Source organism: Chryseobacterium sp. KACC 21268 (assembly GCA_028736075.1).
Classification (GTDB): Bacteria; Bacteroidota; Bacteroidia; order Flavobacteriales; family Weeksellaceae; genus Epilithonimonas.
This window is the reverse complement of sequence record CP117875.1, coordinates 1,320,729-1,342,381: the sequence shown is the minus strand read 5'-3', so window position 1 is coordinate 1,342,381 and position 21,653 is coordinate 1,320,729. Positions and strand designations below refer to the sequence as shown.

General features: G+C 37.9%; 18 protein-coding genes. 7 read left to right on the top strand and 11 right to left on the bottom strand.

Annotated elements, in window-relative coordinates; all coding sequences use genetic code 11:
• The first annotated feature begins 133 nt into the window (after positions 1-133).
• Entirely contained in the window at positions 134-1,348 is a 1,215-nt protein-coding gene (locus PQ459_06375) for a dicarboxylate/amino acid:cation symporter (protein ID WDF48104.1), read from the top strand.
• 136 nt (positions 1,349-1,484) lie between these two features.
• On the opposite strand, the gene PQ459_06370 is transcribed toward PQ459_06375, so the two are convergent.
• Both PQ459_06370 and PQ459_06365 read right to left on the bottom strand, forming a co-directional pair.
• Positions 1,485-1,874 carry a DUF779 domain-containing protein gene (locus PQ459_06370; protein WDF48103.1) on the bottom strand — a complete coding sequence of 130 codons (390 nt, stop codon included), beginning with the start codon at positions 1,872-1,874 and terminating at the stop codon, positions 1,485-1,487.
• A gap of 325 nt (positions 1,875-2,199) precedes the next feature.
• Positions 2,200-3,729 (bottom strand): aldehyde dehydrogenase, encoded by a 1,530-nt coding sequence (locus PQ459_06365; GenBank protein ID WDF48102.1) that lies wholly within the window; start codon positions 3,727-3,729, stop codon positions 2,200-2,202.
• A gap of 206 nt (positions 3,730-3,935) precedes the next feature.
• On the opposite strand from PQ459_06365, the gene PQ459_06360 reads away from it, so the two are divergent.
• Positions 3,936-4,853 carry an AraC family transcriptional regulator gene (locus PQ459_06360; GenBank protein ID WDF48101.1) on the top strand — a complete coding sequence of 306 codons (918 nt, stop codon included), beginning with the start codon at positions 3,936-3,938 and terminating at the stop codon, positions 4,851-4,853.
• Positions 4,854-5,061: 208 nt separating this feature from the next.
• Here PQ459_06360 and PQ459_06355 read toward each other — a convergent pair whose 3' ends face one another.
• The 3 genes from PQ459_06355 to PQ459_06345 form a co-directional block, all read right to left on the bottom strand.
• Positions 5,062-6,393, bottom strand: a complete 1,332-nt coding sequence (locus tag PQ459_06355) for a hydroxymethylglutaryl-CoA synthase (GenBank protein WDF48100.1) — start codon at positions 6,391-6,393, stop codon at positions 5,062-5,064.
• A gap of 114 nt (positions 6,394-6,507) precedes the next feature.
• Entirely contained in the window at positions 6,508-7,161 is a 654-nt protein-coding gene (locus PQ459_06350; GenBank protein WDF48099.1) for a hypothetical protein, read from the bottom strand.
• A 117-nt stretch (positions 7,162-7,278) separates the two neighbouring features.
• Positions 7,279-8,622 (bottom strand): ammonium transporter, encoded by a 1,344-nt coding sequence (locus PQ459_06345; protein WDF48098.1) that lies wholly within the window; start codon positions 8,620-8,622, stop codon positions 7,279-7,281.
• A gap of 169 nt (positions 8,623-8,791) precedes the next feature.
• Here PQ459_06345 and PQ459_06340 point away from each other — a divergent pair, with 169 nt between their 5' ends.
• Entirely contained in the window at positions 8,792-8,980 is a 189-nt protein-coding gene (locus PQ459_06340; GenBank protein ID WDF48097.1) for a hypothetical protein, read from the top strand.
• Between the two features lie 33 nt (positions 8,981-9,013).
• Here the strand turns inward: PQ459_06340 and lipA are convergent, their stop codons facing one another.
• Both lipA and PQ459_06330 read right to left on the bottom strand, forming a co-directional pair.
• Positions 9,014-9,883 (bottom strand): lipoyl synthase, encoded by an 870-nt coding sequence (gene lipA / locus PQ459_06335; GenBank protein WDF48096.1) that lies wholly within the window; start codon positions 9,881-9,883, stop codon positions 9,014-9,016.
• Between the two features lie 13 nt (positions 9,884-9,896).
• Positions 9,897-10,454 carry a sigma-70 family RNA polymerase sigma factor gene (locus PQ459_06330; GenBank protein ID WDF48095.1) on the bottom strand — a complete coding sequence of 186 codons (558 nt, stop codon included), beginning with the start codon at positions 10,452-10,454 and terminating at the stop codon, positions 9,897-9,899.
• A 268-nt stretch (positions 10,455-10,722) separates the two neighbouring features.
• On the opposite strand from PQ459_06330, the gene dapF reads away from it, so the two are divergent.
• From dapF to PQ459_06315, 3 genes are all read left to right on the top strand, one after another.
• The gene (dapF, locus tag PQ459_06325; GenBank protein ID WDF48094.1) at positions 10,723-11,499 is read left to right on the top strand and encodes a diaminopimelate epimerase; all 777 of its coding nucleotides are present in this window, start codon (positions 10,723-10,725) and stop codon (positions 11,497-11,499) included.
• A gap of 65 nt (positions 11,500-11,564) precedes the next feature.
• Positions 11,565-12,590, top strand: a complete 1,026-nt coding sequence (gene mltG, locus PQ459_06320) for an endolytic transglycosylase MltG (protein WDF48093.1) — start codon at positions 11,565-11,567, stop codon at positions 12,588-12,590.
• A 30-nt stretch (positions 12,591-12,620) separates the two neighbouring features.
• Positions 12,621-15,218, top strand: a complete 2,598-nt coding sequence (locus PQ459_06315) for a TonB-dependent receptor (protein ID WDF48092.1) — start codon at positions 12,621-12,623, stop codon at positions 15,216-15,218.
• A 201-nt stretch (positions 15,219-15,419) separates the two neighbouring features.
• On the opposite strand, the gene PQ459_06310 is transcribed toward PQ459_06315, so the two are convergent.
• The 4 genes from PQ459_06310 to PQ459_06295 all read right to left on the bottom strand — a co-directional run bounded on the left by PQ459_06310 (position 15,420) and on the right by PQ459_06295 (position 20,100).
• Positions 15,420-16,610, bottom strand: a complete 1,191-nt coding sequence (locus PQ459_06310; GenBank protein WDF48091.1) for an efflux RND transporter periplasmic adaptor subunit — start codon at positions 16,608-16,610, stop codon at positions 15,420-15,422.
• An 88-nt stretch (positions 16,611-16,698) separates the two neighbouring features.
• Positions 16,699-17,967, bottom strand: a complete 1,269-nt coding sequence (locus PQ459_06305) for an ABC transporter permease (GenBank protein ID WDF48090.1) — start codon at positions 17,965-17,967, stop codon at positions 16,699-16,701.
• Positions 17,968-18,049: 82 nt separating this feature from the next.
• A complete protein-coding gene (locus PQ459_06300; GenBank protein ID WDF48089.1) occupies positions 18,050-19,279 on the bottom strand; it encodes an ABC transporter permease in 1,230 nt (409 codons plus the stop codon).
• Positions 19,280-19,410: 131 nt separating this feature from the next.
• Positions 19,411-20,100, bottom strand: coding sequence for an ABC transporter ATP-binding protein (locus PQ459_06295; protein WDF48694.1), 690 nt, complete (start codon positions 20,098-20,100; stop codon positions 19,411-19,413).
• Positions 20,101-20,277: 177 nt separating this feature from the next.
• Between PQ459_06295 and PQ459_06290 the strand changes: the two genes are divergently transcribed.
• Positions 20,278-21,651, top strand: a complete 1,374-nt coding sequence (locus tag PQ459_06290; protein WDF48088.1) for a glycosyl hydrolase family 28 protein — start codon at positions 20,278-20,280, stop codon at positions 21,649-21,651.
• Positions 21,652-21,653 lie beyond the last annotated feature (2 nt).

Sequence of the window (21,653 nt, the reverse complement as noted above, 5' to 3'; positions counted from 1 at the left end):
TGAAGAATAAAAAAACAGCTTTGTCATTCCGCAGGAATCTCAACTATCTAGATTCCTGCGGAATGACAAAGTGAATGTTATTTTTATAATTTATTTTGCATCAAGAATATTTATCTTTGATTAAAATTGAGGAATGAAATCATCTTTCTGGAAAAACTACAGCAACATCATCCTGCTTCTCATCGGGATTTTCATTGGAAGTCTCGTGGGAATTTTCGCACCGGATTTTGTCGTTTACCTAAAACCGATTGGCGATATTTTCCTGAATTTACTTTTCGTAACCGTCATTCCACTCGTTTTTTTCGCGATTGTTTCCGCCATTTCAAGCATCGAGCAACAAAATCAATTGGGAAAAATCATCGGCACAATGGTTTTGACTTTCCTCAGTTTCATCTTGATTTCCGCCACTTTTTGCATCATATTAGTTTATTTCTTCCCAACTGAAGCGCCAAAAAACATTAGCGAAACCATATCAGAAAACATTCAAAATAATACCAGTATCAATGACCAAATCGTAGGATTTTTCACCGTCAGCGAGTTCTATCATTTATTCTCGAGACAAAATATGCTCGCACTTTTGGTCTTTTCTTTTTTGGTGGGGATTTCCATCAGAAAATCTGGCGAAATGGGAAAGGCATTCCAAAACTTCATCCTCTCCGGAAACGAAGTGATGAAACAGCTTTTGTTGTTAATAATGAAAGTCGCACCCGTCGGATTAGGCGCTTATTTTGCGTACCAAGTTGGCACGATTGGCCCTCAGCTTTTTGGATTTTACGCGAAACCTTTAGGACTTTATTACATTGCCGGAACCATTTATTTCATCGTGTTTTTCAGTCTTTACGCCTTCGTTTGGAAAGGTGGAAACGGCGTGAAAGCATTTTGGAAAGAAAGCCTTTTGCCATCAGCAACTGCCATCAGCACGTGTAGCAGTTTGGCGACAATGCCCGTCGCCATCGAGTCTGCCAAAAGAATGGGCCTTCCCGCATCCATCGCCAACGTTGTGATTCCGATTGGAACGACGATTCACAAAAACGGCTCGTCCATCTCCTCCATCATCAAAATCTACGTCGCATTCCAACTCTTGGGCTGGAATTTCTTCGAACCGATGAATCTCATAATGGCTCTTGGTATCACCGTTTTCGTCAGCGCAGTCGCTGGCGGAATCCCAAATGGTGGCTACATTGGCGAAATGCTGATGATTTCGGTTTACAAAATCCCACCCGACGTCGTTCCAGCAGTCATTATCATCGGAACTTTGGTAGACCCGTTGGCAACCGTCCTCAATTCCGTCGGAAACATTTTGGCTTCGATGATTGTCTCAAAATTCGTAAAAGTAGAAACTAGCTAAAATATTAATTAGGAGCTATTTCCCGCTATCCACTATATCTTTTTTGCTTTCAGAAAGTTTGCTCTTCGAAAGAAAGTTGGTACAAAAAGCAAAAAAGGATGCCGTTCCTATCGGGGATATGTCACGATTCTATAATCTATTCACTTCGCTTTATCGGTTCCAGGTTTTCCAATTCTTCTGCCGTGAAAAGTCTGTAATGAACCTTGAATGTCTTTCCCAAAGGCGTTTCCAAAGAAAATCCGCCTGGTCCCCAACCTTCCAAAACGTCCAATGTGAAATGCGAATATTTCCAATATTCAAAAAGGTCGCGGTCTATCCAAAACTCGAAACCATTAATGGTTCCAATCATCGCGTCATTCATCCTTGGGAAATATCCGCCCTTTTCGAAACATTGGGGTTGCGTGCCCTCGCAACAGCCACCAGCTTGGTAGAACATCAGTTCGCCGTGTTTTTTCTCGAGTTCCCAAATGACTTCCATCGCCTCGTCGGTGACGGATAGTCTTGAGATTTTATCTTTAGTTTCCATTTCTTTTTATTTTTGAAATTAATAAATAATAATGCCGGTTGATAGGTCGCTCCTCCGGAGCTTTGCTATTTTGGTTGCTTCCTTTTTTCTACCAACAGGTCGCTCCTCCGGAGCTTTGCTACTTTGCTTGTTATCTTTTGCTACCAATAGTTAGCTCTTCTGGAGCTTTGTGAAATATTCCTAATTAATTTGAACATTTTGACTTTAAAATCGGCAAGTAATATTTGTGCGCATTATTATTTTAAAGTTAAACAAAAACCCGACAAAAAAATCTGTCGGGTTCAGAGTATTGATAAGTCTTAAACTTAATTATAAAACATTAAGATTAGAAGAACCCTAATTTTTTCTTATCGTAAGAAATCAACATATTTTTGGTTTGACGGTAATGGTCAAGCATCATTTTGTGATTTTCTCTACCAATTCCCGACTGTTTGTAACCTCCGAAAGGCGCACCAGCAGGATAAGCGTGGTATTGATTCACCCAAACTCTACCCGCTTCCACGTGTCTTGGAATGTTGTACAATTGGTGTGCATCACGCGTCCATACGCCCGCTCCTAAACCATAAATCGTATCATTAGCAATTTCCAGAGCTTCTGCCTCATCTTTGAAAGTCGTAAAAGCCACAACTGGTCCGAAAATCTCCTCTTGGAAAATTCTCATTCTGTTGTTTCCTTTGAAGATGGTAGGCTTGATGTAATAACCTTCTTCCAGACCTTCAATTTCATTTACTTCACCTCCTGTCAGAACTTCCGCACCTTCTTCTTTACCGAGTTTCAGGTAACCCATAATTTTATCTTTCTGGATTTTCGAAGCCTGCGCTCCCATCATCACCGTTTTATCCAATGGATTTCCAATTTTGATAGCCTCAGTTCTTTCAATCACTTTTGCGATGAATGCGTCTGCAATATCTTCCTGTACCAACAATCTTGATGGACAAGTACAAATCTCACCTTGATTCAGCGCAAACATTACAGCACCTTCGACAGCTTTATCAAGAAACTCATCATCCGCATCCATCACGGAATTGAAGAAAATGTTAGGTGATTTTCCTCCTAACTCTAAAGTCACCGGAATGATATTTTCTGTTGCATATTGCATCACCATTCGTCCAGTCACCGTAGAACCTGTGAAGGCCGCCTTGTTGACTTTTGGATTCGTAACCAACGCTCTTCCTAGTTCTGCTCCAAAACCATTGACGATATTTACCACTCCTGCAGGAAGTAGGTCGCCAATCAACTCCATCAAAACCATAATAGAAACTGGCGTGCTTTCTGCTGGTTTCAACACCACGCAATTTCCTGCGGCCAAAGCTGGAGCGAGCTTCCAAACTGCCATTAAGATTGGGAAATTCCAAGGAATAATTTGTGCAATCACACCGAGTGGCTCGTGAACAATCAACGAAACGGTGTCTTTGTCTAACTCGTTGTGTGAACCTTCTTCTGCTCTGATTACGGAAGCGAAATATCTGAAATGGTCAATCGCCAAAGGAATATCGGCAGCCAGAGTTTCTCTTACGGCTTTACCATTGTCAATCGTTTCAACTGTTGCAATATATTCCAAATTCTCCTCTATTCTGTCAGCGATTTTATTTAGAATGATGCTTCGCTCTGTTGCAGAGGTAAGTTTCCAAGTTTTGAAAGCCTCTGACGCAGCATTGACGGCATTCTCTAAATCCTCCTTGTTGGAACGAACGGCTTGTGTGAAAACCTGTCCGTTGATTGGAGAAATCACATCGAAATATTGTCCGCCTGCTGACGGCACAAATTTTCCGCCGATGTAATTATCATATTTTGATTTGAATTCTGGCCAAGCCAAAGTGGTTGAATTTTGTGTTTGTTCTGCTGTTGTACTCATAATAATATTTGGTTTTATTAATACTGAATTAATATTTGATTAATGCTAAATTAATTACTAATACAACAAGAATTATAGCACAATCCTCCAAATAAACAGTAAAATCCTACATTTATAATAGTTTATAAGTCCTTAACAAAATTTAAGAGCCGAAGTCATAAATAAATCTTATATTTGAAAAACAGGATGTTACAAATCTTGAAATTATGAATCCAAATCATTTTCAACTTAACAAACCAAGCCTGACGCACGAAAAAAAATTGAATACGTTGGTAGAAAATCAAACCAAGTTCAGTTTAAATAATTGTGAACTCAGTGTCTATGAAACGCACAAGACGGCTTACGATGTGAAACTGCATTTTGAGCATCTGGCGTTCACTGGAATGTTGCGAGGAAAGAAATGGATGAAGCTTGAAGACAAAAGCAATTACTTCGAATATCTTCCTGGAGAAAGTGTTTTGGTTGCGCCTGGCGAAACGATGGTGATTGATTTCCCGGAAGCTGATATTCAGCCAGCACAATGTGTTTCTTTGACTTTGAGTCCTGAATTTGTGAAAGAATCTCTGGAAAATTTAAATTTCACATCCACAAAAATCGATGATTCTTCGCATTGGAATATTTCTCTTGACGAATTTTATTTGCTTAATAACAAAGCACTTGCTTCAGCAACGAACAATATTATGAGGATTGCAATGGACGATAATTCTCATAAAGATGTGATTGCAGATTTTGCTTTGAAGGAATTATTAATCCGACTGATGCAGACGCAAGCGAGAAACTTGGTTGAGAAGAATACGTTGAAAAATCAATCGAGAATTGGTTTTGTCGCAGATTTCATCAAGAAGAATCTTCATCAGAAATTATCGATTGATGCGATTGCGAAGATGGCTTACGTCAGCAAATCGAATTTCTTCAAGATGTTCAAACAGGAATTGGGACTTTCTCCGAATGAGTTTATCATCCAAGAGAGAATCAAAAAAGCGAAGGAGTTATTGAGCCAACAGAATTCGGTGAGTGAAACGGCTTTCAGTACTGGATTTTCGGATACGAATTATTTCATTCGGGTTTTCAAACAAGTTGAAGGTGTGACGCCGAAAATATTTCAGAACAAAAAAATAATTTGAATTAAGTTAGTAGTTAGTTATAGATTTTCAAAAGAGAACGAGCAGAAATTTCTGCTCGTTTTCGATTTTATACGTTTTGTTTTGAACCACATAGGCACATAGATTATTTTAAAATTAAAAATTTAGATAATAAAGTAGAAATAGCTGGGATATCTATTTTTACTTTTTGAAAAATAAAAATCTATCTGTCTATTTGGTTAACTAATTTTTATTTCTGATAACTGTAATATCTCGCACCATTCAGAACTGGACTTTCTTTTTCAATTCTCGTCAATCCAAAACCTTTGTAATTTTGGTTAACCGAAAAATCTAGTTGTTTGCGATGTAGTTTTTCATAAGTGTCGAAATCGATTGGTAATCTGTTTTTCAATTCTTCAAAAAGATTCCATTTTTCAACGACCGATTTCCATTCTGGGGAAACTTTGCCGACGAAGACTTTCGATTTGGAGCCACTTCCGTAAGCTAAGAATCCAATTTCTTTTTCTGCCAAATCCTCATTTTCATTAAGCGAAGTTTGCAACGCTGACAGCAACGCCATAAAGATTGAAGCCGTGTACATATTTCCAATCTCAGAAGACGCGCGTTGAGATTTCTCTATTTTTTCATTAATGAAATTGATATAATCTTCGGATTTTGCTATGGCTTTTTGTTTCTCTGCATCAGAATAATCAAGGTGATTTTCTAAACTATAAATTTCGGTGAAAACTCTTTTTCCGTGGAAAGCATAGGGCAAATGGAAAATCAAATAGCGCCAATTCTCATAAGGTCTTACGGTGAAAGTCTGCTCTTTGTAATGCTCATAAGCTTCACGGATTCTGTCCTGATAACAAACATTCGAATATTGACCATCGAAAACTGGTTCGTCTGTGAACACTTCAATTTTGTCAGGGAAATTTTCCGGAGCAGATGGGAAATCGGCTTTAGAAAAATGACGTCTCGGTTTGAAGAAATCGAAAACACTTTCTGTGGCAACTCCCCAATTGTTATCAATCTCTATTAATTTCGGATTGGCTGAAACCAATAAGGCAACTGCGCCACCGCCTTGCGTATATTCTCCTGATGAGGCCAATTCATATTTTGCGTAATCGCTGGCTATGACGACAGCTTTCTTTGTTGGATTTGCTCTTACGAAATCCAAAGCGTTATGTAAAGCATCCACCGCTCCAATGCAAGCGAACGTCATATCAACAACGTCACAGTGCTTGAAAACCCTTTCACCAAATTCTTCGGTTAAAAATTCTTCCACCATTTGAACCGCATAGGTAGCAGTTGGTTTTGCGGCATCCAAAGCGCTTTCCGTTCCGAGGTAAACTCTGGAGATTTCTTTAGTATTGAGATTGTAATTTTGAATTAATCTGAGTAAAGCTTCTGCCGCAAACGTCGCTGCATCTTCGTGAACATCTGGCAAAGCCATTTTGTGAAGCCCCAGACCTTTCTCCAATTTCGCGGGTTCAATTCCTCTTTTCTCTGCAAGGTCTTTGATTTCTAAATATAAAGAAGGCACATAAAAACTGGCCGCATCCACTCCGAATTTCGTCATCTCATAAAAAATTTAAGACACGAATTTAGAGATTTTTCGGCGGATTTTGGGTGTCTTTTGGGGAGAAAGTTTGGGAATTATTAGAAATACTTTATATTTAATAGATGCCAATTATTATTTGGAATTGATTATTTTTCTATATTCTTGATTAATTACTGAACTATCAATTTCGTCTGCTTTCTTAAAATAAGCTTTCGCGTTCTTCATATCGTTCAAATAAAAGTAAGACGTTGATAATAGTGAGTAAAGCTTTGCATTTTTTGGATCAATTTTCAATCCTGTTTCCAAATCTTTTATGGCCTTTCTTAGTAATTCACTATTGTTGTTTTTTAAATAAATTTGAGCATATGCGATCGCAGTCGAACTGTAAAAATCTGAATTTTGTGGATTGTATTTTTTTGCCAAATCAAAGTATTTTAGAGCATTCTCAGGATTTCCCTGAACGGCCACCAAATTACCAAAACCCCAATAAATCTCGTAAATCTCCTTATTTATCAACCAAGCTTGATTGAAGCGTTTCATCGAAGTATTATAATCATTTTTGTAAAAATAATCCCATCCAGATTTTATCAGACTCTTTGCAGCATCTTTTCTGTTATCAAATTTTTTGTCCATCTCTGCAAGAAATTCCTTGTCACTTTCGAGTTGTTCCTTACATTTTTTCGCATTTCCATACATTGGTAAAACATTGATACCTTGTGGACAATCTTGCGATTTGCAGTTAAAGAAAAGGATGATAAAACTTAATACTAAAATTCTGGTTTTCATTAGTTTTTATTAATAATAACAAATTTAAAAACATTTACTCTAAATAAAACAAAAACCTCACTAACATTATTAGTGAGGCTTTCTTCATATCAAAATCAAATATGCATCGCTGCATTATTATGCAAAACTTTCATCGTGCTGAGATAAATCCAATCCAATATTCTCTGAGTCCTCAGCAACTCTCAATGGAATGATCATATCTGTCAATTTATATAAAATCAATGAGCCTAAGAATGTGAATGCGGAAACCAAAACCAAGGCCATCATATGATGTGCAAAGACTTCGAAGCCGCCGTGGAGAAGACTTGCGTTCTCGCCTTGCGCCAGAATCGCTGTTAGAATCATTCCCATAATTCCGCCAACGCCGTGACACGCAAATACATCCAAAGTATCGTCTACTTTTTTCAGACGTTTCCAGTGGCACATCAGATTTGAAACAATCGCTGAAACAAAACCTATAAAAATCGCGTGCGGAATCGTCACAAAACCTGCGGCAGGCGTAATAGCTACCAAACCTACAACAGCACCAATACAAGCACCTAAAGCAGAAACCTTTCTTCCATTGACTCTATCGAAAAATATCCAGGATAACATTGCCGTTCCTGACGCAATCGTTGTGGTTCCAAAAGCCATCGCAGCGGTCGCATTCGCAGCCAAAGCAGAACCAGCATTAAAACCAAACCAGCCAAACCAAAGCATCCCAGTTCCTAGGATGACAAATGGAATATTCGAAGGTTCGTGGTGTGGATTTTTTCTTTTGCCAATCATCATTGCGCCAGCCAAAGCAGCGAATCCTGCGCTCATATGAACGACTGTTCCTCCCGCAAAATCCTTCACTCCAAAATATTTGTTCAACAAACCGTCTGGATGCCAAACCATATGACAAAGCGGCGTATAGATGATCAAACTAAATAAAACCATAAACAACAAGTAGGAAATAAATCTGACGCGTTCTGCAAAAGAACCCGTGATCAAAGCTGGTGTGATGACGGCAAATTTCATTTGAAATAAAGCAAACAGAATAAAAGGAACAGTAGAAGCCATCTTGCTGTGTGGCAAAACACCCACATTGTTGAAAAATAGATATGTGGTTGGATTTCCTATCAAACCATAATGTTCGCCATCGATCGTGATTCCAATAGATTCTCCAAATGACAAACTGAAACCAACTACAACCCACAAAATACTGATCACACCCAAGGCAATAAAACTTTGAAGCATTGTAGAGATCATATTCTTTTTCCCGACCATTCCGCCATAGAAAAATGAAAGTCCGGGTGTCATTAATAAAACCAAACCGGAGGAAGCTAAAATCCAAGCAACATCGGCTCCTACAATACTGTCTTCACCCAGAAAAGTTCCCGGTAATGGCAAAGACGTCTGTTCTGGCCAGAAAAGTGCTGCAATTGCAATAATACTTATGACAACAAAAGAAATAATCCAGCGTTTCTCTATTTTCATTTTAATAAATTTAATTTTTAACCCTGCAAATATAGAGGGTTAATTTTAAAAAACATATAATTTAGCCAATTACACCTCGTAATTTTTACAGATGACAAATTAATAATTTGAAAATTATTTAAATAACAATCAGGCACTAGTTTTGCAATAGATTAAAAAAATCCAAACTATGAGATCAGACATTCCGAAAGCAGACAGCGAAACCAACAAAGGCCCAATGATAGCCATTATCATTGTGGTAGTTGTATTCCTATTAGGATATTTTGCTTATATGATGTTCATCCCACAACAAGTGGAGAATATGAACAAAACCGAAAACATACAACCTGTAGAACAAAAAGTAAAAGACTCCATATAGGAGTCTTTTTTTATTTTGAATCAAATTGAAATCTTAGTGAATATGCTTCTCAGCGTGATAAGAACTTCTCACCAAAGGTGAACTTTCCACGTGACGGAAACCTAAGCTTCTTGCAAAATCGCCGTACTCATCAAACTGTTCCGGCGTGATAAAACTTTTCACAGGAAGGTGTTTTTTGGTTGGTTGGAGATATTGACCCATCGTGATCACATCCACATTGGCGTTTCTGATATCCTCAATTGTTTGGAAAACCTCGTCTCTTGTTTCGCCAAGACCTAGCATTACGCCAGTTTTTGTACGATTTTGTCCAGCTTCTTTCAAATATCTGAGAACTTCAAGACTTCTTTCGTATTTCGCTTGAATTCTCACTTCTCTGGTTAAACGTTTTACAGTTTCCATATTGTGGGAAATCACTTCTGGCGCTACTTCTACCATTCTGTCAAGGTGTTTTGTAATGCCTTGAAAATCTGGAATCAACGTTTCCATCGTTGTACCCGGAGAAATCCTACGAACAGCATTCACCGTTTCACCCCAAAGAATCGAACCCATATCTTTCAAATCGTCGCGGTCAACCGAAGTCAAAACTGCGTGTTTGATTTTCATTAATTTGATAGAACGTGCTACTTTTTCCGGCTCATCCCAATTCACATCCAAGGGTTTTCCAGTTTTCACACCACAAAATCCACAACTTCTGGTGCAGATGTTTCCGAGGATCATAAACGTTGCGGTTCCTTCGCCCCAACATTCGCCCATATTTGGACAGCTTCCACTTTGGCAAATGGTGTTCAGCTTATATTTATCTACCAAATGTCTTAGTTCGCGGTAATTTTTGCCAGTTGGCAATTTTACGCGGATCCATTTTGGTTTTTGAATGGCTGTATCTTGTTGAATTAAATCCTCCATTTTGATCTTAAATTTAAAAATCGGTTTCGTCTTCTTTTAATAACTCGGCCAAGATCTTTTTGGCGCGCATTATTCTCACTTTTGTATTGGCCACAGAAAGATTGAGTTCTTCTGCTATTTCTTTGATGCTTTTCTCTTCGAAAAATCTTAGACGGATAATGTCTTGATTCTTAGCATCCATTGTTTCTATGATCTTGATGATCTTTTGCTGGTCTTCTTCGGAGATCAATAACTCCTCGGGAGATCTTGCAAATTCATTCTTAACGTCTTGAAGGTTGGCATTTGGATCTTCGTTTTCGCGGCTTCTTTTTCTCCAAAAATCGATGATCGTATTTTGCGCGATTGTCAAGATCCAGGTTTTGAACTGGAAGCTGGGATCGAAGAGATCTAACTTGTTCAAGACTTTCGAAAAAACCGAAACCGTGATCTCATCCGCATCATTTTCATCTTTCACTTTGTTCATCACAAATGAGAACACATCCACCCAAAAAGAATTAATGAGTTGTGTCTGAGCCTTTTGATCTTTGTCTCGGGCTTTTAGAATGAGCGTAAGTAATTGATCTTCTTTCATTTTTTCGACGAACAAAGATAGGTATAATAATTAAAAAAATTCAACATAGCAAGATTGAGAAATTCTATAATGAAGGAGCATTTTAGATTAAATTTAAATAACATTTATCAAGATTGGATTGTCTTTAAAATAAGTATTTTTACAGGCTTGATTTTTGTAATGGAAAATCAAATTAATCAACTAACAATCAGAATTATAAATAAAATGCTTGTGGAAATATTGTTTCAACAAAATATACTTAAGCGTTGCATTTACCAATACAGGAACTATGAACAAACAAATCAAATTTTATAAATATCAAGGAACAGGAAATGATTTTGTAATGATCGACAACCGCGATCTGGAATTCCCAAAAAGCACCGAATTCATCGAAAAACTCTGCGACAGACGTTTCGGAATAGGTGGCGACGGTCTGATCCTACTTGAAAACGATGAAAAATCGGACTTCAAAATGGTGTATTACAATTCCGACGGGAACGAGAGTACAATGTGCGGAAATGGTGGCCGTTGCATCGTGGCATTTGCCCATTTCTTGGATATTTTCGAGGACAAGACGACATTTGATGCGATCGATGGACTACACAAAGCGGAAATCAAAAACGGCATCGTAAAATTGAAAATGATCGATGTGAAAAACATTAGCACAGACGGAAATGACTTTGTTTTAAATACTGGTTCACCACATTACGTAAAGTACGTGGAAATGTTAAATAATTATAATGTTTTCAAAAATGGTAACGAAATACGAAATTCTGAAACTTATAAGAAAGAAGGGATCAATGTCAACTTTGTGGAAACTGTTTCTGACAGGGAATTGTTTGTAAGAACCTACGAGCGTGGCGTGGAAGATGAGACCTACAGTTGTGGAACCGGAGTGACGGCTGCGGCTTTAACTTTTATGGATAAAAACAATCAAACCTCTGTTGCAGTCAAGGTTTTGGGTGGACAACTGAAAGTTTATGCTGAGAAAAATGGCGAAGGTTTCAGTGACATTTGGTTGGAAGGGCCAGCAAATCAAGTTTTTAAAGGAGATATTGCATTATAATTAAAGATTCAATAATTAGAAAATTAAAAAATTTAAAGTTCTAGATCTCTTTTACAAATTAAACTATGAAAAAAATAATTCTTATAATATCTATTGTTGTCATCGCGATCCTGGGATTTTTCGGGATCAGATTTTACAATAAATATGTCGGAAATAATGTGGAGAAAGAAGGCTTTGTTTTGATCCCGCACAATGCGAAGTCTCAGCAGATCTTGGATTCGATCTCTCCTTATATTAAAAATAAAGATCATTTCACCAGTATCGCAGAAGACAAAAATCTTGGGGCAAATTACAAACCAGGACGCTACGAACTGAAATCGGGAATGAACAACCGCGAAATCGTCAATATGATCCTCGCAGGAAATCAAACACCGAATTCTTTCCGGATCAAAGACTTCGATGATGTTTATCAGATGATCGGTCGAGTGACCAAAAAGACAGAAATCGATTCCACAAAATTTGCTGATCAAATGAATGAAATCGCTGTCAGCAAAGGTTACAAAAATGCTGAAGATCTGAAAAAATATTTCTTCAATAACACCTACGATTTCTTCTGGACCGTGACGCCTAAGGAATTCTTTGAGAAATTCGACAATGAATATAAAGCATTTTGGACTGCGGAGAGAATTGCAAAAGAAAAACAATCCGGCTTGACAAGAGATCAAATCTACGCTTTGGCCTCTATCGTTTACAAAGAATCAGGTGGAAAACCGGATGAGCAGAAAACAATCGCTGGCCTATATCTGAATCGATATAAAAAAGGAATGAAACTGCAAAGTGACCCTACGGTGATCTATGCTGTGAACAAAGCCAGTAATTTTACACAACAAATTAAACGTGTCTATTACAAACACCTAAAAGAACCTTCGCCTTATAATACGTATGCGAATAAAGGCATTCCACCAGGTCCAATTTGTATTGTTGACCAAAATTCTCTGAATGCGGTTTTGGATGCAGAGAACAACAATTACATCTTTATGTGTGCGGATCCATCGAGATTTGGTTATCATAAATTCACGGACAATGCTGCAGAACATGCGATAAACGCAAAAGCTTACCAAGATTGGCTGAATAAAAAGAATATAAAATAAATAGAGCAAGTGCTCATAAATAAACTAGGAATGAAAAGAACGGAAATTGTAAGTGTATTTCAAAAGAGAGCTTTTGGTCTTGCCTTGACAATAGGAGCCGCAAGCTTTGTAATGGCTCAGCAAAAAGTGAATGTTTCTGGAAATGTGAAAGATGCAAATGGCGCAATTGGATATGCGTCTGTAACTTTCAAAAACCAACAAAATTCACAATTGAGCGATGCCGCACTGGCAGATGCAGATGGGAACTATAAATTAGATTTGACTCCGGGAAGCTACGATGTCACAATCGAAGCTGTAGATTACAAAAAATTCACGCAGACAATAAGAGTTGAAAAAGCGGGACCAATTGCACCTTTTGTAATTGTATCAGCGGGAAAAACGAACCTGACGAATACAACCGATATCCAAGGTGTTGTCATTACAGCAGCTTCTACAAAACCTTATAAAGTAGAACTCGATAAAAAAACTTACGACCCTTCTCAGGATCTGGTGAGCAAAGGTGGAAGTTTGCAGGATGTTTTGCAAAATGTACCTTCAGTTTCTGTGGATACGGACGGAACAGTTTCTATGAGAGGGAGTTCCAATGTGAGATTTTTGATCAATGGAAAACCTTCTGCCCTTCTCGGAATCGATGATGGTGCGAATGCGTTGCAAAGTATTCCGGCAGATCAAATCGAAAAGATTGAAGTGATCACAAATCCTTCTTCGAAATTTGAAGCGAGCGGAACCGCTGGTATTTTGAATATCATACTTAAGAAAAACAAAAAAACAGGTTTCAACGGAAGTGTGATCGGAACGCTTGGATATCTTCCTCAGACCAACCTCAACACAAGTTTAAGCTGGAGAAAAGGCAATTTTTCTTGGTTTTTAAACGGTGGCGGTGGTTACAGAGAATCTAAAAATACCAACAGAAATACCAATATCTACAACAACGTAAAGATAGATGGGAACGAATTAGAATCTCGTCAAAATTCTGAAATCACAAACAAAAACAGCAACTACAACGCAACTGCCGGGATTGTTTATGACATCAATGACAAAACTTCGGTAAATGCTTCCGGAACTGTAAGAACGTTTGAAAGTGACAACGTTGGAAATATCGATTATAATTTTTCTCTACTAAATGCACCAAGCACTTATACATTGAGAAGAAACATTGGTAAAAACAACAACTTGGCTTTCCAGGGAGATTTTGGTTTGGATCATAAGTTTGATGACAAAGGACAGAATTTATCATTGTCATTAAGTTTACAAAAAAACCGTTCCAACAATGACACGAACATCCTGGAATATGAGAATTTCAATCCTGAAACTACTCTTGAAAATATTATCAATCAAACAACCAAAAATCAAAACATCGTTGCGAAACTTGATTACGAATTGCCAATTGGCGAAATCTCAAAATTAGAAGCTGGTTACCGTTTGGATTCCAATGATAATAGCTATGACAATAATGTTTTGGAAAGCACATCTGCAAATCCAAATTTGGCATTATTACCTTTGTACACTTACGATGCTAACTACAAAGAGGTGTTCAATGCTTTTTACTTACAATTTAAAAGTAAAACAGGAAAGATAGGTTACCAATTAGGACTTAGAAATGAACTTTCTAATGTAACAATCGATTATCAAAATCTTTTAACTCCTGGATCTGAAGGTTATACAGAGCCAATTGTAAACGATAAGAAAACCTACAACAATCTTTTCCCAAGTATCTTCTTGAGCTATGAGTTTGCGAAGGACAATCAATTATTGGTAAATTACTCGAGAAGAATTGACAGACCAAGAGGATTTTTCTTAATTCCAAATCCAAGCTACAGCGACAATCAGAATATCTTTGATGGAAACATCGATCTAAATCCTGCTTATGTTGACTCTTTCGAAGTTGGATACAGTATTTCTAAGAAAAAATTCACAATCAATCCGACTTTATATTATAAGCGTAAAACAGACGACACCAAAATGTTGGTTTATAATAAAGCTATTGAGTACGAATTCCTAGATGAACAAGGTGATACACAAATTGGAAAAAGAATTGAATTCCATACAAGACCTATCAATCTTGGATCAGAAGAAACTTATGGTTTGGATCTTAACTTCAATTGGGATGCTACAAGCTGGTTGAAATTTATGGGGAATGTGGATGTCTTCGGATATAATATCAAAGGAAGTACCTTGTACGACACATTGGATCAAGATTTAAATCCAATTGTTTCCACAGCTAATTTCAATGGTACGGGCGTTTCCACAAGAAGCCGATTGACAAGTACTTTTAAGCTTGACAAAACATTAAATTTCCAAGTTCAAGGTTTCTTCAGAGGCGCTACGAAAACGGAATTCCAACATAGAAAAGAAATGTACGCCATCAACTTTGGTGCTTCCAAAACCATCTGGAGCGGAAATGGAACGATTGCGTTCAACATTCAGGATGTTTTCAACACGAGAGCAATGCAGGCAACGACTTACACAGCCAACAGCACAAGAGATTCGTATATGCAATGGCAACCAAGACAGTTCACGGTTTCTCTGACATACAGATTCAAACAAGGCGAAAAAGTAGATCAGCCGAAGCGTAAAAAGGACATCAATTCCAACGCAAGTGGTGACGATCAACAAGGTCCTATGTAATTTCAAACATACAATACTTAAAAATCCTGCAAGTAATTTTGCAGGATTTTTTATTATTAAAGATACATCGCAATAATAATCTATGTTGATTTCTCAAATTACTTCAACTAGAATTTTTATCTATTATAATAATCTTAAAAATAAAAATCCGTCTAGCTATGAATACCAGACGGATCTTTTTAACAATTATAATTTAAAGGTCTATTTCTTTTGTTCCTTCAGTTCTTCTTTGTCTTTGTCTGATGGATTCCAAACTTTCACTTCCGCATTCTTATCGATTCCGGAAAGGATCTGAACATTGATTCCGTCACTCGATCCCAGCTTAACATAAACTTTCTTAAAGTTTCCTTTCGGCTGTTTCACTTCTACAAAGGATTTATTGTTGCCCTTTTCATATTGGATCAGCGACTCGTCCAAAAGTAATGCATTTTTCTTAGAACTCAATAAGATTTCTCCATTTGCACTGAATCCTGCGCGGATATAATCTCCAGATTTGTTGTAAACATCGCCTTCTACAGCAAATTTTATCGTTCCACTTTCTTCTTTTCCTTTTGGTGCGATGAGCGTCAATTTTCCAGGGAAAGATTTATTTTGCAATGCACCAATTACCACTTTCATTTCCATCCCTTGCTGTAATCTTCCAGCTTGTGCTTCGTCTATATCACCTTTGAAAATCAAGGCATTAAGATCTGCAATAGAACAAATCGTAGTTCCCGGGTTGAAGGCATTGGCCTCGATCACCTGACTTCCTACTTTCACAGGAATTTCTAAAACTACACCCGCCGCTTTTGCACGAATCTGCGTGGTTGCCATACTTTGAAGTTCCGGTGTCGCTCCAGTTCTCACGATTTGCAATTGTTTTTGAGCTGCGTTCAACTGTTGAACTGCCAATTTCTGTTGTTGGATATTGGTCTCCAACTGTTGCTGAGCCGTGATGTATTCCTGCTTGGAAATTACACCTTGCTTGTACAGTTTTGCCTGCATCTCAAATTGTTTCTTCTGATTTTCAACGTTGATCTTGGCATTCGTCAGTTGAATTTGAGAATTGTTGATCTGCATAGTCGCGTTGTTCACATCTGTGACGTTCGGAACGATTCTGATGGTTGCGATGAGTTGTCCTGCAGTCACTTTGTCACCTTCGTCCACATTGATGGTTTGGATGATTCCGGAGATATTTGGTTTGATCTCGATTTCCTCGCGAGGTTCAATCTTACCGGTTGCCATCACTTTGTCATCCAGATTTTGAATGGTCGGTTTCCTGGTGAGGAAAACTTCATTCTCAGCCGAATTTGATTTGATGAGATAACCGATTCCACCAATCACCGCGACCACGAATAGCAATCCGAAAAATATGGACAATGCTTTTTTGAATGTAAATTTCTTTTTTTCCATTATATAGAAATATAGTTTGTTTTTATTTTAATATTAAAAATTAGTAAAATCATTTATCACTAATCGATTATCATTTATAATTTTATAATTACTCTGTTCGTAAAGCTTCAATTGGTCTAATTTTTACCGCTCTTTGTGCGGGGATCAATCCGATGATCAATCCAAGGAAAATCATAATTCCCATGGCGGAGAACACGTTTCCGTAATCGACTGTTGGATTGTAAAATGGAAAAGCATCATTGTTCATCGTCGCAATATTTAGAATAATGAGCAAAAATATTCCAGACAAAAATCCTAAAAGTCCCGACGACAGCGTGATCACAACACTTTCCAACAGAATCTGATTTCGAACCTCAGCTGGTTTTGCGCCCAAAGCTCTTCGGATTCCGATTTCTTTGGTTCGCTCTGTCACTGTAATTAATAGAATATTTGAAATCGCGATGACACCAGCCAAAATCGTCAAGGTTCCGACAATGATGGTCAGCAATTGCATTCCGGTCAGAAATCCTGTTAGTTTTTTAAACTCTTTAGCGAGATTGAAACTTCCAAACGCATTAGTATCTTCTGGCGAAACGTGGTTGATTTTCTTAAGCTCATCCTTCACTTTAGCTTCTACGACCGCGGCTTCGGCATTTGGTTTTCCAACGATCGCGAAGAATCCGACTTTGTCGCCTTCGTTGTACATTCCGGAATAAGTGGAAAACGGAATATAAGCCGATTGGTCATTCTCCATCCCGCCACCTCTTGGCACTCGGAAAACACCGATGACATTGAAAAATATCCCTTTCAAATTGACTGATTTTCCAATTGGATTCTCGTTTTTCTTGGCATCGAAAAGATTTTTGTAGATCTCCTCTCCTATTACGATCACATTTTTTTTAGATTGAATATCAGCGTCATTGATATATCTTCCGAACAACAATTTTTTCTTAGAAATCTGATTACCAACCGGAAAATCTCCCGTAATCATATATGTATTTTTCTTCCCGTTTCTAGAGATCTGATCGCCCGGCGTTCCAAAATTCCCTCTCACACTTTGGGGCGAAATATAATCGACTTCTGGAACTTTCTTGGTGATATATTCAATATCTTTCAAGTGAAGATCCATCTTTCTGCCTTTTGGAAAACCTTCGTAAGGAATATTGGTACTTTGTGGCCAAAGGAAAACGGAATTGGTTGCAAAACCTGAGAACAATCTGTTGAACCCATTTTCCATTCCATTCGCCGCGCCAAGCAAGCTTACGTATAAAAACATTCCCCAACCAACGCCAATCATCGTGAGAAACGTTCGGAGCTTATTATTCCGAAGGGAATAATAAATTTCTTGCCAGGTATCTCTTTTGAAAAGTATGTTCATTTTTGGTTGATGGTTGTTGGTTGATAGTTGATGATTTTGCTGAGTCTTGATCTTGTCTATTTGTTCTTGATTCGTTTCTCTTTTACTCTGATCTTAATGCTTCAATTGGTTTAATCCTGGAAGCTTTGTAGGCTGGTACAAATCCAGCGATGGTTCCCGAAAGCAAAAGACAGAAAAATGCAGAAGCGATCAATCCCCAACCCACGGAAGGTTCTGTGATGAAGTAATCTTCGAGATTATTCCCAATGAGTTTAAGTGCCAAAACGCCCAAGCCAACGCCAACAATTCCTGAAATCACCGTAATCACAATACTTTCTTGAAGAATCAATGCGACGATGCCACCTGGTTTTGCGCCAATCGCTTTTCTGACACCGATTTCTTTGGTTCTCTCCTTTACGATATAAACCATAATATTACTGATCCCAATGATTCCCGCAAGCAAAGTTCCAAGTCCGATAAATCCAACAACGACAGTGATCACAAATAGAAAAGCAAATGAATCCTGTGTATTTTTCGCATTGTTATTGATTCTGATTCCCTGCTGGTCATCCGGAGAAATTTTATGTCGTGCTTTGATACTTTTCTCCAATTCGTTCCCATATTTCACCCCTTGATCCGGCGTCATATTTGGGTCATAAGACAACATTACGGTACTGATGGTGTCAGAACTTTTCTTCATCTGTTGCAATGTAGAAAGTGGCACCGAAATGTGTCGCTCGTCCCAGTCACCGCCAGGATCTGAGAAAACACCAACCACTTTGAACATCGTCCCATTGATCTCCAGATCTTTCCCGATCGGATTTCCGTCTCGGATCAGATCTCGCCAAACCATTCTTCCAATCGAAGCTACATTTTGTTTCAGCGCATTATCTCGTTGGTTGATGTAGCGTCCATCAATCATTGTTCTGTTCTCAAGGAATTTCTCGTCGCCCAAAACACCGTTGATTTGATAACCACCACTTTCTTTTCCATATTTCACAGTAAGACTGGTTTGATACCTTGGCGAAGCATATTCTAATTTCCCCTCGCTTTCTTTCACGATGGCATCGAAATCATCATTGTTGAAAGTCACTTGTCTGTCGGATTGCAAACCCGCATAAGGAACGGTGGTTTTGCCTGCCCAAATCATAATCAGATTGGTTGCATCTCTTGTAAATGCTTTGGCAAATGAATTATTAAGGCCGTTTCCAATGCCAAACAATACAATGAAGATGAACAATCCCAAAGCCACCGTAAACCCAGAAAGAACCGTCCGCAATACATTACTGCGAATGGAACTAAAAATCTCTTGCCAGCGGTCTAAGTCAAACATAATTTTTGGGTTGGAAGCTAGAAGAAGGAAGTTGGAAGTTTCCTACTTTTCGCATTATTTTAATTTTTATTTTTTTGTCAGGCTGAGGCTCTTGAAGCTAACTTCCATCACCAGACTTCCGTCATCCAGCTCTACAATACAATTTGATTGATGAATGTATCGCTTTCTATTAATCCGTCTTTCAGGACGACGTTTCTCTTGGTTTGCGCGGCCACATCGGGCTCGTGTGTTACGACGACGATTGTTTTTCCTTCTTTGTTAATATCCTGAAGCAACTTCATAATATCGTTTGTCGTTTTGGAATCCAAAGCTCCAGTCGGCTCATCGGCCAAGATTAATTTCGGATCTGTGATGAGTGCTCTCGCGATGGCGATTCTTTGTTTTTGTCCTCCGGAAAGTTCGCTTGGAAGGTGGTCTTTCCAACTTAGAAGTCCTACTTTTTCGAGATATTCTTCGGCGCGTTTGGTTCTTTCTTTTCTGGAAACATTTTGGTAATATAACGGCAACGCCACATTGTCCAAAGCTGTTTTATAATTAATCAAATTGAAAGACTGAAAAATAAATCCAAGAAAACGACTTCTGTACTCCGCGGCCTTGACTTCTGTGAGATGTTTGATGGGAACGCCGTCCAACTCGTAGATGCCGTTGTCTGCCTCGTCCAAAATACCGATGATGTTTAGCAATGTCGATTTTCCGGAACCGGAGCTTCCCATAATAGAAACAAATTCGCCTTCGTTGATATTCAGGTTGATGCCTTTGAGAACGTGCAATTTGCTCTTGCCTGTGTCGTAGGATTTGTTGATATCTTCTATTCTTAGAATGGGATGAGACATTGTCTTGATTTTACATATAAGTAAATCCGATTGCTGAATTGTTACATCAAAAAAAGATAAAAACCACTTCAATAGAAAAAAACAATACATTAACCGTGAAAATCAACCATCATTACAATGATTTTTATTATTATTAACGAAATAAAAAATCTCAATAAAAATAAAATGAAAAAAATTATTTTAATCGTTTTCTACAGTCTTTCATTTTTTTGCTTTGGTGCGAAAATTAACATAAACATCCTTGATACTGCAACTGTTGAATCTCGTGCAATCGATAATATTCTTAAAACAATAGAAGCTCCCAAAGTTTCAAAAAATGTAATTCTAATTACAAATCTCGGTGCCAAGGGCGATTCTAAAACAGATAATAAACCTTTTTTTGACAAAGCAATGAAACAAAGCAAGGCAAAAAAAGGCGCAAAAATAGTAGTTCCGGCAGGTGTTTACTTGATTAACGGGCCGATTCACTTCGTAAGCAACACGACTTTGGAATTAAAAAAAGATGCAAAAATAATCTTTGGAACAAATGAAAAAGATTACCTTCCTGCCGTTCTCACGAGTTGGGAAGGAACACTTATTTATAATTACAGTCCCTTGATTTACGCCTATCAAGTAGAAAATGTTGCGATAATTGGTGAAGGAACAATTGATGGAAATGGCAAAGATGGTTTCAGCCAATGGTACGACAAGCAAAAACCTGCACAGGCAAAAACCAGAGATATGAACTTGAAGATGACGCCTGTAAAGGAAAGAATCTTCGGGAAAAACAGCTTTTTAAGACCTCAGCTTGTTCAGTTCTTTGAAAGTAAAAATATTTTGATTGAAGGTGTTACCATTACAAACGCTCCATTCTGGTGTGTTCATTTCCTAAAATCAGAAAACATCACCGCTCGGAAAGTAAAATTTGATTCTCAAAACAAAAACAATGATGGCTTCGACATAGAATATTCTAAAAATGTTTTGATTGATGATGTAGATTTTGACAATGCAGATGACAATGTCACCATCAAAGCTGGGAGAGACAGAGAAGGCAGAGAAACCAATATGCCATCAGAAAACATTATCGTTAGAAATAGCCGTTTCAAAGGTTTGCATGCGATTGTGATTGGTAGTGAAATGTCATCTGGCGTAAGAAACGTTTTTGTAGAAAACTCGACCTTTGCCGGCTATTGCAAACGTGCTCTATATCTGAAATCTAATGCGGACAGAGGTGGTTACATCAAGGATATTTACATCAACAATGTAGATTTTGGAGAGGTAGAGGATGCAATTTACATCACATCTTTCTACAAAGGGGAAGGAGAAGGTCACGAAACAGACATCCATAATTTATTTGTCAATAATTTCAAAGTTAAAAAAGCGACCAACGCTGGAATCGTAATACAGGGTTATCCTACGAAGAAAGTAAATAATATTGTATTTTCTAATGTAAAAATCAATGAAGCAAAGAATGCAATAAGCATGACCAATACAGAGAATATTATTTTTAATAATGTTACTATTGGTAAAGAAGAACAAATCCCATCTTCTAAACATTAAAG